Below are 16,369 nucleotides of genomic sequence, written 5' to 3' on the forward strand. Positions count from 1 at the left end.
CGGCGGCCCGCCCAGCTTGCGGCGCAGCCGGGGCAGGATCCTGAGCAGTGCCTGGGTTTCGGCGGCGCTTTGCGGCGATTGTGCGGCCGCTTCACCCCATTCAAGGGCCTGGGCGTACTCGCCGATGCGCTCCAGCACCCGAATCATCCGCAGCCGTGCGCCGGGGTAGTTGCAATCCTGATAAATGCGCAAGGCCAGGGTGAAATCGCCGATACGCTCAGCGTGCTGGCCGATCTGGAACAGCAACTTGCCTCGGCGTCGCTCCAGCCACGGATTGTCCAGGCTCAGGGCATGGACTTGGGCAACGATCTCTTCAAGAGGCTCGCCGGCTTCGAAACGCTGCTGACATTCGTGCAGGAAGAGGCAGGCATCCACATCCTGGCGGCTGCGCAGGCCACGGGATTGGGCACTGAACTCGACGGTTTCATAGGTGAAGATGCCCAGGTCCGCCAGCACGAACTCTGACCAGTCCTGATAGAGATTGCCGAAAAACAGCAACCGCAACCGGTCGCAGAGGTTCATGATCGTCAGGCTGAAGAGTCGGTCTTCCAGCCGCGGGCACCAGCTGCGAAAAGGCTGTGGTTGATTGAAATGATCCTGCAAGGACTCCAGCCACTGGCCCTTTGTCGCCTTGGGGTGTTCGATCAGGTGACCCAGGCACAGGATGATTTCCTGTTTGAGCAGCACCTCGAACAGCTCGCCAAGGCCAAGAGGCGCTTGATCCTCGACCCAGCCCCGCGCCAGCAACGGCTCGATGGTGCTGCCAATATCACCGATCTCAGGGTAATGCAGCTTGCTTTGGCGAAAATGCAGCCCCTTGCGCATCACCATGCGCACCAGCAATCCCTGGGATGCACGGGGCAAGCTGGCGAACTCGTCGATGAAGCGTTGCTCCTCAGGGCTGAGCACATCGGCATAGCGCGTTGCCAACCAGGCGAGCACCTGCTGAAAGTTGTTCAGGTAGTAGAAAGGGTCGTCGAGGGGGTTATTTGTCACGGAAAGAGGTGCCATGCCTGCTGGAATACTGGTTATGCGTACAGATATCAGCTGCGGCGGGCCCAGGCAACTGCAAAAGATGAGCGGTCGCCCGCATTCAGGAGGGAAATCCTGCAGTCGGCGATGAACTTTCCTACGGCAAGCGAGACCAATGGCGGTTAACTACAGTGATGGCGCGGTCTAATCAACTGAACCGCGTCTTTTTGATTGAGAGGTTACGGATATGAACATCAGGATTCTGGGTCTGCCCCTGGTCGCCGCTGCGTTCCTGGCTCTGGCCGGCTGCTCGTCACCCACGGTGGTGACCTTGCAGAACGGTACCCAGTATTTGACCAAGGATGCCCCTAACACCCGTACCGCCGACGGCTTCTACGAATTCGAAGACATTTCCGGCAAGAAAGTGCGGGTTCGCGCCGATGAAGTGGCGACAGTACGCAAGGAAGACTGAGTTTATTGAGGCCCTCTCCCTCGGAGAGGGCCTGATCTCATGTCATCGGCTCAATCCGATGTCCATCCCGGGTGTCGGACTACCCTCTTGGCAACTGATCAGCCCACCTTTTCGCCGCATCATCTGCTCCCTCAATCGCAGGCAGCGGTTGTATTCCTGTTCAATAGCGTGATCGATGCTGATGTTTCCGGTCGTGGCCGGTTTGTTCACTTCCCCGAGACTCACCGATACCCAGGGCTTTTCTGCCTGCACGTCGAAGCGCGGTCGGGGCGACGTCGCCTCGACAGGGGCGCCTGCCTGGGCGGCGGGCAATTGCTCCGAGGTGACGCCGTAGCGGGTCAGAATCGATTGATCCGGCAATTCGGCCAAGGCGCCAGCCGAGGCCAGTCCCCACATCAGGCCGATGATTGAGGCTTGTTTACTGCTCACTGCTTCACTCCCTCTTGTGCCGAGGGGACACACGCATCCCCTCGGCACCACGTACTCAAAACAACCTTGGATCAGGCGAACACAAATTCGCCTCCTACCTGGCCCGGATTGACCCCCACCAGGGTCACGGAACTGTCACCGACCTCAAGCCGCGTGTCACTGCCGACCTGAGACAGGTGCTGGCGGTAGTCGAAACCTTCCCCGGCGCCCTGCACGCCAAGGAACACCAGTGTGTCGCCGGCATCATAACCGCTGATCTGGTCATGGCCGAACGCGCCATTGAAAACGAACGTGTCAGAGCCGCCGCCCGATTGCAGCCAGTCATTGCCCGAACCGCCGACAAAGGTGTCGTTACCCGCACCGCCCAACAGCACGTCGTTGCCGTCATGGCCGAACAGCCAGTCCCCCGATGATCGCGCGGTCAAGGTGTCGTCTGCCGAGGTGCCTGCGGTCGACGATGCATACGCCGTCAGCTTGTCCCCCGCCACCAAGCCGTTGGCCGTGACACTGTGGCTCACCTCGTCTTTGAGCAGGCCCCAGAACAAACCGGGCTCTTTGCTGACGAGCGTGTCGATGTCTCGGGTCATGCTGATTGCACCCTGGGCATCGCGCACGTACAAGGTCCCGGCGCCGTCCTGGACGAAGCTTGCATCTTTCACCGAGGACTGCAGCTGCAGGGTGTTGCTGCCCTGCCCGCCCAATATCACGTTGTACCCACCCTCGTCGCGAAAGGTGTCGTTGCCGGCGCGCCCCTCCAGATAGTCATTGCCCTGCCCGCCCTGGATCAGGTCATCACGCTCGCTGCCGATGATGAACGTGCTGCCGGTGTGGGTTTCAGCGTTGCGATTGAGGTCCTGGACCCACGTATTGCTGCGTGCGGGATCCGACAGGTTGGCGACGATGATGGTGGAGTCTTTCTCGGTGAGGTCGTAGAACGCCGAATCGAGGATCCGGCCCATGCCATCGCCGTAACCGGTGGGCAGGTGGGATATCCAGGTGGGAATGTTGAGGATGGAAAACGGCAACACGTTCCAGGCCGCCGAGGCATAGTGGTCGTTGAAGCTGACGATGTTGTTGGTAGCTGACTCCTGCGGAGCATCATGCACGCCCACCGACGCGGAGGTGAACGTGGAGCCGTCCAGGGCCCGGAACACCGGGTCGTTTTCATAACCGATGTTCAGCACTTTGTCGGTGCTGCTTTGGGTTGGCGAGGCATAGGCGATGTAATTGGCGCTGCTGTAGAACCCCGACCATTGGCTGGTGCTCAAGTCCGCCAGGCTGTTGACCGCCAGCCCACCGAGGCTGTGGCCACTGACCAGCACGTCCTGGCCCGTCAGGCCGTGGGCCTGGGCGAACGCCGCGACGTCCCCGAGCAAGTTGCCAAAAGCCTGGCCGACGTAGTTTTTCGCGTAGTCCTGGGGGCCGAAAGCCGCCATCAGATCGCTGATGACGTCACCAATGGAGTCGCTGATCAGCGTCTCCCGTGGGCCGCTGGTGCCACGAAACGACACCCCGATTTGCGTCAGTTGCCCATCGGCGTCGTACTTGCCGAGAATTTCCACCTGCGCGGTGGTGTAGCCGGCCTTCTCACCAAAAAACGTTCCACGCTCATCCACCTTGCCGGTGTAGCCCAGTTGCGATGCGCTGATCGGGGTCCAGCCGGCCTTTTGCACCGCCTCCAGGGCGAGCTGCTCCGAGTCGGGATTCCACGGCACACCTGGGATCACCCCTTGCGAATCGGTGCTGCCCAGCAGCGCCGTCACCAGCGTGGCGGGCAGTCCCGCGCCGAAGCCGTTCTGCTGGTAGCCGGCGGCAAAGCCGTGGTCCAGATTGTGGTAGGAATACAGCATGATCGCCATTGCATCGCTGACCAGCGCCTTGGACTCGGTGGTGCCGAGGTTTTTATAGTCGTAGATACCCATCGTGATGACCTCTTTTTTTGTTGTTGGAAAGGTTGTCGATACAGGCGAAGTTCTTGGGCACTGCCCGTCATTGGGTCAGCGCCGGGGCCACAAATGCCTCATCCACCTGGGCCAGGTCTTGCGCGCCCAAGGTGCCGGCGTAGTAGTGCAACTTTGTCCAGGCCATGAGGTAGTCATAACGGGCCTGGGCCAGGTCGCGTCGGGTGGTGTAGAGCTGTTCTTCGGCGTTCAGGGCATCGAGGTTGACCCGTTCGCCGCCGAGGATGCTTTGCCGGGTCGACACCACCAGCGCCTCGGCGGCGCTGAGGGCTTTGCGGTATGCCCGCAATTTGTTCACCCCCGACAGGCAGGCGCTGAACTGGCGGCGCAGCTCGATCAGGGTTTCCCGGGTTTTGGCGTCCAGCTCATATTCGGCCCGCTCCATGTTGCGGCTGGCCTGACGGGTCGACGCCGAGACCCCTCCACCGGCGTACAACGGCACGCTGATCTCAAGTCCAATGGTGTTGGTGTCGTAGCGCTGGTTGTAGGTGTTGCCGCTTTCCGATTCGTTCTGGCGCATCGTCGCGTAGGCGCTGACCTTGGGCAGGTGTCCGGCGCGGTTGCGTTCGACCTCGTAGCGCGCCACGTCCACGGCCTGGCGCTGGGATGCCAGGGTCGGGTTGTTGCTCACGGCCAGTTCGTGCCATGTCTGGAAACTGGCCGGTTGCAGGGTGAAGGTCTGGAACGTTTCGCTCAGGGGCGCCAGGTCGCCGATGTTCAGGGTCGGGACGCCAATCAACGAGCCAAGTTCGCGCAAGGATGCGTCCTGCTCGTTGCGGGCCTCGATCTCTTCGGCAATCGCCAACTCATAGCGCGACTCGGCTTCAAGGATGTCGGTGCGCGTACCTTCGCCTTGGGCAAACAGATGCTCGTTCTGATGAAACTGCTGTTCGAAAGCCTTTTTCCTGGCCTGGGCAATGTCGATCTGATCCTGGGCGAACAACGCCTGGGTGTAGGCGCTCAACACCCGCACCAGCAATTCCTGGCTCTTGCCACGAAAGTTTTCGTCGGCAAACAGCGCCTGGGCCACGCCTTTGCGATAGGCGGCGTAGGCCTCGTAGTCCAACAGCGGTTGTTGCAGGGTCAGGCTGGAGCCATAGCTGCTGTAGTTGCGGTCGTCATGCTGGCTGGCGCCGCGGTCGTTGAGGTAGGTGACCTTGGACTGGTTGCGGCCCTTGTTGTAGCTGTAGCCCAGGTGCGGCAGCAGCCCGGCGCGGCCAATGGCGCGGTTCTCCAGGCCGGCATCGCGCTCCTTGATCGCGCCCAGGTAGGCCGGGTCATTGCGCAGGGCTTGTTCATAGAACTCGAATGGGCCCATGGCCCAGGCACTGTTGCAGATAACCGCCGCCAGCGCGGCGACCCAGTAACGTCCCTTCATACCCCCGAACATCCTCATTCTTCGGTCAACGCGGAGCCGGCTCGGTCGAGCAGCGGTTTGAACAGGTAGTTCATGAGCGAGCGCTCGCCGCTGCGCACGAACATTTGCGCCGGCATTCCGGGCTTGATCACCAGTCCGTTGAGTTTTTCCATCGCCACTTCGCTGACGCTGCTGCGCAGGACGTAATACGGTTCGGCGGTCTTGTCATCGATCATCTGGTCGGCGGAAATCAGGCTGACCTCCCCCGGCACCCTCGGCGTGCGGTTCTGGTTGAAGGCGGTGAAGAGGATGTCCACTGGCAAATGGGTGCCCACCTTGTCGATCAGGTTGACCGGCAGGCGCCCTTCCACTTCCAGTCGCGTGCCTTGGGGCACGATTTCCAGCAAGGTATCGCCTTGACGGACCACGGCGCCTTCGGTGTGTACGCCCAGGTTCACGGCGATGCCGTCGGCGGTGGCGAGGATCTCGCTGTGTTGCAGCTCGAACGCGGCAGACTTGAGTTGCTGTTGCAGGGTTTCGCTCTTGAGCTGCGCTTCGGCCAACTGACTGCGCACCTCCTTCTGGTATTCCTCGTTGTGTTGCTCAAGCGTGAGGCGGGACTCGACGATGCCCTGCTCCACCCGGCCGCTTTCGCCACTGTTCTGCGCCAGTTCCTGCTGCACTTGCGACAGTTGCCGTTGATAATCGAGCAGACGATTGCGCGGGATGTAGCCGTTGTCTGCCAACGGTTGCAGGTTGCTTAGCTGCTGGCGCAGGGACTGGGCCTGGGCATTGAGGTCATTGCGAGCCCGGCGCATGCCCGCCAGTTGCGCCGTGGCACCTTCGATATTGGCGCGCAACGCGGCCTGCTCCCGGGCCACCGCTTCGCGGCGGCTGCTGAACAACTGCCGCTGGCCTTCGAGCACCAGCGCCAGGCGCGGGTCGGGGTCGTTGCTCAGTTCGGCCGGAAAGCTGACCTGTGGGAGGTTGTCCCGCTCGCTTTGCCAACGTGCCAGGCTAGCCCAGGCCATGCGGTACTGGGCCTGCAGTGCTTGCACATCGGCGGCTGTCTGAGTCTGGTCCAGGCGGAACAGCGGCTGGCCCTGTTTCACTGCCTCGCCTTCACGCACCAGGATCCGGCTGATCACCCCGCTGCTCATCGATTGCACGGCCTTGCGCTTACCGGACACCACCACGGTGCCTTGCACCGCAATACCTTGGTCCAGCGGCGCCAGGCTGGCCCAGGTGAAAAAACTGCCGGCGCCAATGATCGCCAGTGCCCATCCCAGGCGGGTGAAGAAACGGGCATCGCGCTCGGGATGTTCGAAGTCTTGAGAGTGTTGCAGATTCATGTCGCGATCCTTGCTCATGCGCCGCTGGGTTTGCTGGCAGCCGAATACTGGCGACTCATGCTCAGTCCGTTGGGGGCTGCCTGGGGTTTGTCGCGTTGCGATGGCGGCTGGCCGGACAATGCCCGCAGCACCTCCTGACTTGGACCGAACGCTTGTAGGTGGCCTTCATTGAGCACCAGCAGCTTGTCGGCCTGAGCCAGTGCCGAGGAGCGATGGGTCACCAGCACGACCGTGGTGCCCTGGGCTTTCATCTGTGCGATGGCGCCGGCCAGTGCTGCTTCACCGACCGTGTCGAGATTGGAATTGGGTTCATCGAGCACCACCAGCCTCGGTTGGTCGTACATGGCCCGGGCCAGGGCGACGCGCTGTTTCTGGCCGCCGGACAAACCGCTGCCATCCTCTCCCAGCACGGTGTCGTAGCCTTGAGGCATGCGCAGGATCAGTTCATGCACGCCGGCCTGTTGCGCGGCGGCGACGACCTTTTGCGGATCGGCCTGGCGGAAACGGGCAATGTTCTCGGCAATGCTGCCGCTGAACAACTCAATGTCCTGGGGCAGATAACCGATGTGCGGACCGAGCTGGTCGCGATTCCAGCGATGGATGTCGGCCCCGTCGAGCCGCACTGTGCCTCCGAGCGTAGGCCACACCAGCACACGGGCCAGGGTGGATTTGCCGGACCCCGACGCCCCCAGCACCCCGAGCACTTCCCCGGCGCTCAGGCTGAAACCGAGCTGATGCAGCGTCGCGTTGCGCTGCCCCGGCGGGCCGGCGCTGACCTGTTCGAAGCTCACCTGGCCCTTGGGCGACGGCAATGTCATCGCTTCGTCCTGGGCTGGGTAAGCCTGCAACAGCGCATCGAGACGGCGATAAGCCAGTTTGGCCCCGCTCCACTGCTTCCACACGGCGATCAACTGGTCGATGGGGCTCAACACCCGACCCATCAGGATCGAGCCGGCAATCATCATTCCGGCGGTCATGTCGCCCTTGATCACCAGCAACGCGCCCAACCCCAGCACCAGCGATTGCAGACACAGGCGCAGGGTTTTGCTCAGGGAACTGAGCACCGCGCCGGTATCACTGGCCTGGTTTTGCAGGCCGAGAAAGCGCGAATGCACGGCAAACCAGCGCCCGCGCAATGCGCCGAGCATGCCCATGGCCTGAATGGTCTCGGCGTTGTGCAAGTGGCTGGTCGCCAGTTGGCTGGACTGTTGCGAGTAGACACTGGCCTGCCCCAGCGGTTTTTTGGTCATGGCTTCGTTGAGACAGGCCAGGCCGATGAGCAGCAAGGTGCCAACGCTGGCGAACACGCCGAGCCACACGTTGAACAGGTAGATCACCAGCAAATACACGGGAAACCACGGGGCGTCGAAGAATGCGAACAGCGCAGGTCCGGTGACGAACTGGCGGATGTGGGTAAGGTCACCCAGCGACTGCCCGGCGTTGCCCTCGCCCTGGCGCAGGTTGCGCTCGAACGCGGCCTTGTACACCTGAAGGTTCAAGCGTCTTTCCAGCTGGCTGCCGATACGGATGACAATGAAGCTGCGCACCATTTCCAGCAGCCCGATAAATACGAAGAAACCCACCACCATCAACGACAACATCCACAGCGTGGTTTCGTTTTGTGATGACAGACCCCGGTCATACACTTGGAGCATATAAATCGAAGGTGCCAACATCAGGACATTAATCAGTGCGGTAAAACAACCGACGCTGATCAAAATATTTTTATAGTCGCCCAGCGCTCTAAACAGCGGCACCGTCGCAGCGCGCTTTGTCATGTTCATGAAGATATCCTTGCTGTTGGCTTTGCCAGGTTATTCAACTTGCCAATCTTTAAATGATTTACATCGGGCCGCGGTGCGCTGCACGCCTGTTTAAACAGGCGCGCCTGGGGCATTCGCAAACTGTACTAACGTGTTAAGGAATGGTTTGGGGGGGGCTCCGTTCGAGTGTCACTACCTGACCTGATTTCAAGGTGACTTGATAGTGTTGTTCTTGACGCAGTTGCAAGTGAATCCGGCTGTTCTGTTTGCCAATCAGTGAAAGACCGTCTGGTTCGGTGAACCAATGGACCGGCTCATCGCCCAGCCACTGTCCCAGGCAGGCGGTTTGCCCGACCAGGGTTTGATCTGCCCTGAGCTCGATAAGGCAAATGCTGGACGGCGGGGTTTGCGCAGGCTCCTGCGGCCCCGACAGAACAGCCTGCCACTGACCGGCCAACTGGGAAGGTTCTGCTAACAACAGGCTGCGCGCCATGGCGGCTTCTCCGGTAAACATCATCAGCGTAGCGAGTAACCAGGCACTTGCCTGGACGCCTTGGGGCTGGGGATTTCTGCACATCTGTTCAATCCTGAAGGATCCCGCAAGAGCGCTGGCCGCTCCCACGGGATCGGGGACATCAGGCCACGATATCCGAGACAGCCGCCTGGCCGACGGTACTGACCAGGAAGTCAGCCACGCCGTGCCCGGAGAAGTCCACCGACAGCAGGCTGTTGCCACCCGATGTCGACAGCACCGCATCACCCGCCGCACCGGTGAACGCATTCACGAAGTGCAGGCCCGCGCCCTGGGTGATGCCGGTCAGGTCGATCTTGTCCAGGCCGCTGACAAAATCGAGGATCTGATCGACCGCACCTGGCCGTGAGTCAGAACTGGCCGCGAACACGAAGGTGTCCGAGCCCGAACCGCCCCACAGCTTGTCGGCACCGCCCGCGCCCCAGAGGATGTCGTTGCCGGCGCCGCCCTTGAGTTCGTTGGCCACGGAGTTGCCGATGAGCAAGTCACTGCCCGAGCCGCCAATGGCATTCTCGATGGTCACCCCCTGAGCGATGGAAACGTTACCCACCATGCCGCCAACGTCGGAAAACGAGGCGCCATTGAGGTTGATCTTCTGGTTCTGCGTGAAGCCTGAAAAATCCAGGGTATCGCGGCCGCCGGCGTCCCATACCGAGAACACCACTTTGTCCGAAGACGAGGATGCGCTGTAGAAGTCGCGACCGGTGTTGGAGTTGAAGCCGTAGGTCGAGTCGCCGGTCCGGGTGCTGGTGTTGGCACCGTAGAGCTTCTGAATGGCCGCAATGTCATCCATCAGCGGACCCGAGGCATAGGCTTCGACGCCGCCCTTGCTGAAGTCCTGGCTGGTGTTGGTTTCACTCCAGTAACTCATGAGGCTGTAGCCACGGGTGTCCTGACCGTAGGTGGCGTCATCGTAGGTCGGGCTGCCTTCACCGGCGTTATAGTCGCCAGGATGCGCCAGGCCCAGGCTGTGACCGATTTCATGGGTCAGGGTCTGGCGGCCATAATTGTTCAGTTCCGGATTCTTGTTCTGGGTGTAGCGGCTGTTGATCAGGTACCAGGAGGTTCCGTCATAACCGGCGCCCGTGCCCGGCAGATAGGCAAATGCCGCGGCGCCGTCCTGGCCGCTGCTGTAGTTGCCGAAGGTCATGTGGCCGTCGCCACCGCTGGCCCTTTCAGTGAACGTGACATTGGCCACGTCCGCCCAGGACTGCATGGCCAGGACCGCTTGGCCTTTCTGTTGCGCGCTGAACTGGCTGAAACCGCTGATGCCGTGCTTGTTCATGGTGCTCGAGGAGGCAGAGGTCAGGAACGTGTAGGTCAACTCAATCTTGCCGCTGGCGTCCCGGTCCTGGTAAGCCGCACCGTCGCGCAGCAACTGGGTGGCAGCTTCGTCCACCGAGTACGACGGTTTGCCATTGACCGTCAGGTTGCCACCCCGATCGTATTGGTGGCTGAAACTGTTGATCTGATTGAATGCACTGCTGGCCGCCGCCAGTGACTGCGGCGCCCAGAGCATTTGTTCGGCAGAATCAATAGCGCTGGTTTTGACTTTCGACATAAACACACTTCCTTGTTTGCAATGGAACAGTTTTTGTCAGATAGAACAATCTCTGGCGAGAGCGTCCTATCACTCGCCCAATTGAGGACGCAAGAAAACTGACACAATTGGAAATCAAACGTCCAGCGAATTTTTTCGCCCCCTTTTCACACTCACGCGTTCAACAACGGCAAAAGATACACGGCGCCCCGTTAGTACAGGTATTTCGCCGGCGACATTAAAGATTGTAGGACAAAACTCTATTTAAATATTAAATGAGGTTAATCACCTATTTGCCAATCACGTCGCACTTCTAGCAACTAAGTGCCAGCGAAACGCTACTAATTAATGGCGGCTAGATATCTATGGTTTTGCCTGAACACACTTCCCGCAGACAACCACGAAACCAGCGGTGCACAGGATCAGCATCCATTCGGGGGTGCCAAAGCATGGAAATCGTGAATGTGGGCACCGCAAACGGCAGCGCAAAGCTGTGCATGCCGGCACGCAGGCGGGTGGTATAGCGCTCAGGCACGCTGGCGATCAGGTCGCTGGACCGGGCAAGGCCCAGCGCAGTGGAGAAGCCCGGGACGGTGATCGCGATCTGCCGTGTCAGGTTCAAGGACCGCAAGGCTTGATCGAGGGCGCTGTGGTCCAGGCCCCGCAAGGAAACGCCGATGTGCTCGCCCGCTGCATAACCGGCGGCACACACCTCGGCCTGGCTCAGCGGGTGACCCGCGCGCACTACGCCAATGAGGCGATCAGTGAACAACGCCTGGGTTCGTAGCTCTGGGCTGGTGTCCTTGTCCACGACCGCCGTTTCCAGGTCCACGGTGCCCTCTCGCAGCGCCGTACTGTCCTTGTCGGCCTTGTCCAGGAAATGCAGGCGTACACCGGGTGCCTGTTCGCTGATACGGGCAATTAAGTCGATGGCGAAGTTTTCAACGAACCCTTCCCGGGTGCGCAGCGTGAAGGTGCGGCTCAGTCGGCGCAGATCCGGCACCTGGGACGGCCGCAGCGCCGCTTGGGCATCCTGCACCAGTTGGCTGACCTGCTCGCGTAACGCCAAGGCGCGGGGTGTGGGCACCAGGCCGCGCCCAGCCCGCACCAGCAGCGGATCACCCGTGGTTTCGCGCAACCGCGCCAGCGCCCGGCTCATGGCCGAGGGGCTGAGTCGCAGTCGCCGAGCGGCTCGGGCCACGCTGCCTTCTGCCAGCAAGACGTCGAGGGTAATCAGCAGATTGAGGTCGGGTGTGGACATGGCGCAGTCCTGGGTTGGAATAGGTGGCGCTGCATGCAGTTATAAAGTGCAATCCATGCGTCTTCCGCCATGTTATGCCCGGGCGTACCGTTCTGACAGCTCCATTTTCAGAGCGTCAGAGTCAGGGGACATGATGAAACCAGCCAATACCCAATCCAGCCTGTCGAGCGCGACGGCCACCCAACGGGTCTTTTCACCGCGCTGGGCCTTGGCCAGCCTGTCACTGTCGACCTTGCTGGCCTCCTTGGGCGCCAGCGTGGTGACGGTCGGTTTGCCGACGCTGGCCCATGCGTTCGAGGCCTCCTTCCAGCAGGTTCAGTGGGTGGTTCTCGCCTATTTACTGGCGATTACCACGCTGATTGTCAGTCTCGGAAAATTGGGCGATTTGCTCGGGCGTGGCAGGTTGCTATTGACCGGGATCGTGCTGTTCACCCTCGCGTCGGCGCTTTGCGGCATGGCGCCCTCGCTTTGGCTGTTGGTCGCTGGTCGGGCGTTACAGGGCCTTGGAGCGGCGATCATGATGACGCTGACTTTGGCCCTGGTGGGTGAAACCGTTAGCAAGGAAAAGACCGGTAGCGCGATGGGGCTGTTGGGCACCCTATCTGCGGTGGGCACCGCCCTTGGCCCCTCTCTGGGTGGTGCACTTATCAGCGGTTTCGGTTGGCAGGCGCTATTTTTGATTAACGTTCCGCTTGGACTGCTGGCGTTCGGACTGGCCTGGCGTTCACTGCCGGCTCGGCAACCGGAGGGATCGGTCGCGCGCCCCCGCTTCGACACCCTGGGTACGCTGTTATTGGCGGCGACGCTTGCTGCCTATGCATTGGCCACGACGTTGGGCCGAGGCGACTTCGGCTGGCCGAACATTGCGCTGTTGCTGATGGCGATCCTGGGCAGCGGTCTGTTTGTCATGGCCCAACGGTGGGTCGCGTCGCCGTTGATTCCCTTGAGGGTGCTTGGGGACCGGTCGCTGGTTGCCGGGCTGGTGACCAGTGCTCTGGTGGCAACGGTCATGATGGCGACGCTGCTGGTGGGGCCTTTTTATCTATCCGTCGCCCTTGGGCTGCCTGCCGCGCTGGTGGGGTTGGTGTTGGCGGCAGGACCGTCGGTCGCTGCACTGACGGGGGTGCCTGCCGGGCGCCTGGTGGACCGCTTTGGCGTGCGCCCCGTGCGACTCGTTGGGCTGCTGATCATGATTCTCGGCTGCCTGATGCTGTCGCTGATGTCACCGACCCTCGGTGTGGGCGGCTATGTCGCCGCTATCGCGGTAACGACCCTTGGCTATGCGCTGTTCCAGACGGCCAACAACACAGCGGTGATGGCGGATGTGCCCGCGGGCAAGCGTGGCGTCATCTCAGGGCTGCTCAATCTGTCGCGTAATCTGGGTTTCTTGACCGGTGCATCGGCGCTCGGCGCAGTGTTTGCGCTCTCTGTACCGACGAATGGTATCGCCCAGGCAGCTCCCGAAGCAGTGGTAAATGGCTTGCATCTCACCTTCTCTGTTGCCACGTTTTTGATGTTACTGGCTTGGGTCGTCGTCTTGAAATGCCGTGAACCAGAGCCCCTGGATGGGTGTGATGACATCCTTGCCCGAAGAAAGTGAGGCCCTGATCAAAACGGCATAAGTCGTGATGCAGATCAAAAAAAGTGAACCAATCGCCAAACGACCTGAAAAAAGCCACATGACATTCATTTTCAGGTGCTATTTTTAGTTCTCACTGGTAGAGCCATGATGGCTCTTCCTTCCTGACTATGAGCAAACGGAAGCGCTTGATGAAGAAGGTGGGCAACAGATGAATAGAGGATCTTTCAGCAAGGTTACGTTTCCCAACGCCTGCCAGTTGATGCGCTGGCATTTTCATCCCATGGGATTCGAGGCCAGCATGGACGCACCGGGCAGTATGGTCGCCCGGCTGTTTGACCGTGCCAGCGGCGAGACTATGATCGCGATTGCGGGCATCCCCTGCGCGACAGTGATGAACGCCCCTGACGTGGAGCGAATAATCGAAGCGGTGGAAGCCGAGCTGGAAGCTTTCGTGCCACCAGTTGGCTTGCGACGATTTGCCTCCTGAAAAATGAAGCCCACAGCAGTGGGCTTCTTTTTGCCTGACAGTTTTGTTCGTGCCCCGAAGTTCTCAACTGCGGGCGCGGCGATGATCGATAAAGAACGGTTTGCCGGTCCCTATCCGATCCGACGCCTTGGGCGCCTTGTTGACCTGTGTGTCCTGCCCATCGACATACCAATAGCAATGCTGCACCGCCCGGGTAATGCCGACATAGGCCAGGCGCAGAATCTCGTCTTTCTGCGCCGTGTCGTACGGCTCGGCATCGCCTTCCTGGCCAAGCCCGGCCATTCGGTAGACCTGATTCTTGTAGGGAGAACTGGTTGAGTGCTGGCAGTCACCGAGCAAAAACACCGCGTCGGCCTGAAGCCCCTTGGCGCTATGGTAGGTCATCTGCCGTAGGCGTCTTGCCGGGTACGGCAAGCTAGAATCCACATTAACTGTTGATTGGATATGCTGTTCAATCAATAACTTATCGCTGCTTTTTCGATAGAGCATCAAGATTGAATCGCCCTTGCGGTAGTGCTCGTCCAGGCGCTTGGCCAAGCCTTCGTCGTCTCTGTCCAACACATTGACCGGGCTCAAGGTTCGAGGCGTGCCGCTGGCCTTGGCCTTTTTGCCGGGAATCGCCGCAGCCGCACGCACCACGTGTTCGGCGGCGTCAATGATGTGCTGGTGGCTGCGGTAGTTATCGGTGAGCATGACCCGGGTGTTGGCCGGTGAAGGAAACTGTTTGTTGAACGCCATGAAATAGCTGGGTGAGCTGCCACGCCAACCGTAGATCGATTGCCAGTCATCACCCACGCACAGCAAGGAGGAACGCTGGGCGCCCCGGCCGACATGCATGGCAGGGCCGCGGCTGCGCACTTCCCGCAGGCTGGCGCGAAGCCAGGAAACAATCTGCGGCGAGACATCCTGAAACTCGTCGATCATCAAGTGCGACAGAGGACGCAATGTCGCATCGCTCAGCAGCTTGAAGTTCTCTGGGGAGTGCTCACTGAACAACGCGAACATTCGGTTATAGGTCATGACGGGCGGCGACTGGTCAAGCAGGTGGTCTTCAAATGCTCGCCAGTAGCGACTCAGGGCCTCAAAGAAATAACGATCCGGGTCATCCTGGGCAAAACACATCCGGCCCACGGCGTCCGGGACGTCCAGACCCAGGTTCTCGATAAAGCCGGCAGCCGCGACGAAACAATCCAGCAACGGTGCCGAACCCAGTTCGCCTTTTACCTTGTAGTCGAACCCCGGGCCTGCGCTGGCATCCCCGGCCAACACGCTCAGTACACGCTTTGACGCCTCATAACTATCTAGCCATATCAATGGCTTAGAGCAGAAAGCTTGAAACAGGGTGCGCTTTACTGCCCACTCTGCGCGGATACTCAGCTTGGCGCCGGGCCGGCTGAGCCGGGCATCTTCCCGCGGGTCGAAACCCAGCATCACCCAGGCGTCCAGGGTGGGAACGTAGCCGTGGCAATGAAACGTCGCACCGTTGATCTGGAAGGCTTGACGCTTTGGCTCGATGCCCTTGATCGGCCAGGCACCGGCGCGAAACCACAGGTCTTCGATCGCATCGCACAACTCTTCATCGCGCTGGGCGGCCAGTTCGGTCACGGCCACCCGTTTCTGCACATCGGGATGCTCGCGGTCCAGCTCCCTGAGCTGCAAGGCGTGCCGGGACATCGGTTTGATCAGTTCGCGAAAACGCTCATCGCGTTGATAAAGACCGTGATAGCAGGCATTGAGTTGTTGGCGCTGAGCATCGTTGATGCGCAGCTCAAAGGGATTGCCCTGGGCGTCATCATCAGCCGTTTCGTTACGATGGCTCAGGGTTTCAAACGCCTGGAGCCGCTCAAACCCGGGCAGACTGCGCACCATGGGCAAGATGCGTGAATGGAAGGTCCGCACCAGATCGCGAGCTTCCTTGAGGCTGATTGTCCGCCCCCACAGGGCAAAAACTTCAATGAGCTTGTGAATGAAGTCCTTGCGCGATTCCCGCGTGAAGGTCACCACGGTCATCGAATCCAACTCAAAACCCAGGTAGTGGGACAGCAGCACAAGGCGTAGCACCAGGGTCGTGGATTTCCCGGCGCCTGCGCCCGCGACGACCGAGGTAGACGGCGTATCGCTCAGGATCATTTTCCACTGCGCGGCGCTCGGCTGGGCGTGAGCGGGAAGCAATCGGGCAACATCGGCCTTGATGCGCTTCTTGAGTTCGGCGGTCAACGGCAGGCGCCAGTCATCGAACAACAGCTCATCGACTTTCGGTGCCGGGTGCTCAGTGCTTCGGAAATCTCGGATCAGCAGGACCTGCCGGCCCTCTTCCAGTCCATCGGCCTTGCCTTCCTTATAGCCGTAGTCAAAACCGGCGCTATGCCCGCTGCGAAAGCCATCGGCCTGGCCGTGTAGCCAGGAAGCCCGATGCTGGGCTCGAAGTCGCGTCAGGCCATGACCCAGAAAACGCGCGGCCAGGCGCTTGAGCAGAGGCATCTGGGCCAGGGGCAGAAGTTCGGGGGGAAGATCGGGAGTGTGTTGCGACACGCTGGGGGACTCCGGTGTTCAGAACCATGGCGGCTATGGTGTCTGTATTTGCCAGCGGATTCCACCCAAAAGCTTTTAAGTCATGGATTTAGGCGATGAAGTGAAAGTGCTGTCGCACATGGCCATCAG

12 protein-coding genes and 1 pseudogene are annotated in these 16,369 nt (G+C 60.5%); 3 read left to right on the forward strand and 10 right to left on the reverse strand.

The window, feature by feature from the left end; translation table 11 throughout:
• Positions 1 to 1,011 (reverse strand): annotated as a pseudogene (locus tag GSM73_RS27275) (VRR-NUC domain-containing protein); the annotation flags it as partial.
• A 208-nt stretch (positions 1,012 to 1,219) separates the two neighbouring features.
• Between GSM73_RS27275 and GSM73_RS12585 the strand changes: the two are divergent.
• On the forward strand, positions 1,220 to 1,444 hold the full coding sequence (locus tag GSM73_RS12585) for a YgdI/YgdR family lipoprotein (protein ID WP_047226447.1): 225 nt from the start codon (positions 1,220 to 1,222) through the stop codon (positions 1,442 to 1,444).
• Between the two features lie 42 nt (positions 1,445 to 1,486).
• Here GSM73_RS12585 and GSM73_RS12590 read toward each other — a convergent pair whose 3' ends face one another.
• The 8 genes from GSM73_RS12590 to GSM73_RS12625 form a co-directional block, all read right to left on the reverse strand.
• On the reverse strand, positions 1,487 to 1,873 hold the full coding sequence (locus tag GSM73_RS12590) for a hypothetical protein (RefSeq protein WP_310662574.1): 387 nt from the start codon (positions 1,871 to 1,873) through the stop codon (positions 1,487 to 1,489).
• Between the two features lie 71 nt (positions 1,874 to 1,944).
• Positions 1,945 to 3,795, reverse strand: a complete 1,851-nt coding sequence (locus tag GSM73_RS12595; RefSeq protein WP_160892746.1) for a polyurethanase — start codon at positions 3,793 to 3,795, stop codon at positions 1,945 to 1,947.
• 67 nt (positions 3,796 to 3,862) lie between these two features.
• Positions 3,863 to 5,212: a TolC family outer membrane protein gene (locus GSM73_RS12600; protein ID WP_047226629.1), complete on the reverse strand. Its 1,350-nt coding sequence runs from the start codon at positions 5,210 to 5,212 to the stop codon at positions 3,863 to 3,865.
• A 14-nt stretch (positions 5,213 to 5,226) separates the two neighbouring features.
• Positions 5,227 to 6,561 (reverse strand): HlyD family type I secretion periplasmic adaptor subunit, encoded by a 1,335-nt coding sequence (locus tag GSM73_RS12605; RefSeq protein ID WP_160892748.1) that lies wholly within the window; start codon positions 6,559 to 6,561, stop codon positions 5,227 to 5,229.
• Positions 6,558 to 8,327: a type I secretion system permease/ATPase gene (locus GSM73_RS12610; protein WP_160892750.1), complete on the reverse strand. Its 1,770-nt coding sequence runs from the start codon at positions 8,325 to 8,327 to the stop codon at positions 6,558 to 6,560. Before GSM73_RS12610 ends, GSM73_RS12605 begins: the two co-directional genes overlap by 4 nt.
• Before the next feature lie 133 nt (positions 8,328 to 8,460).
• Positions 8,461 to 8,883 (reverse strand): AprI/Inh family metalloprotease inhibitor, encoded by a 423-nt coding sequence (locus GSM73_RS12615; protein ID WP_160892752.1) that lies wholly within the window; start codon positions 8,881 to 8,883, stop codon positions 8,461 to 8,463.
• Positions 8,884 to 8,941: 58 nt separating this feature from the next.
• On the reverse strand, positions 8,942 to 10,399 hold the full coding sequence (locus GSM73_RS12620) for a serralysin family metalloprotease (protein ID WP_076384645.1): 1,458 nt from the start codon (positions 10,397 to 10,399) through the stop codon (positions 8,942 to 8,944).
• Positions 10,400 to 10,733: 334 nt separating this feature from the next.
• A complete protein-coding gene (locus GSM73_RS12625) occupies positions 10,734 to 11,639 on the reverse strand; it encodes a LysR family transcriptional regulator (protein ID WP_160892754.1) in 906 nt (301 codons plus the stop codon).
• Between the two features lie 133 nt (positions 11,640 to 11,772).
• Here GSM73_RS12625 and GSM73_RS12630 point away from each other — a divergent pair, with 133 nt between their 5' ends.
• Both GSM73_RS12630 and GSM73_RS12635 read left to right on the forward strand, forming a co-directional pair.
• Positions 11,773 to 13,239 carry an MFS transporter gene (locus tag GSM73_RS12630; protein WP_160892818.1) on the forward strand — a complete coding sequence of 489 codons (1,467 nt, stop codon included), beginning with the start codon at positions 11,773 to 11,775 and terminating at the stop codon, positions 13,237 to 13,239.
• A 190-nt stretch (positions 13,240 to 13,429) separates the two neighbouring features.
• Positions 13,430 to 13,708 (forward strand): DUF1652 domain-containing protein, encoded by a 279-nt coding sequence (locus tag GSM73_RS12635; protein WP_047226440.1) that lies wholly within the window; start codon positions 13,430 to 13,432, stop codon positions 13,706 to 13,708.
• A gap of 63 nt (positions 13,709 to 13,771) precedes the next feature.
• Here the strand turns inward: GSM73_RS12635 and GSM73_RS12640 are convergent, their stop codons facing one another.
• Positions 13,772 to 16,240 carry a UvrD-helicase domain-containing protein gene (locus GSM73_RS12640; RefSeq protein WP_160892756.1) on the reverse strand — a complete coding sequence of 823 codons (2,469 nt, stop codon included), beginning with the start codon at positions 16,238 to 16,240 and terminating at the stop codon, positions 13,772 to 13,774.
• Positions 16,241 to 16,369 lie beyond the last annotated feature (129 nt).

The organism is Pseudomonas sp. PICF6 (assembly GCF_009831705.1).
In the GTDB taxonomy this organism is placed as follows: Bacteria; Pseudomonadota; Gammaproteobacteria; order Pseudomonadales; family Pseudomonadaceae; genus Aquipseudomonas; species Aquipseudomonas rhizophila.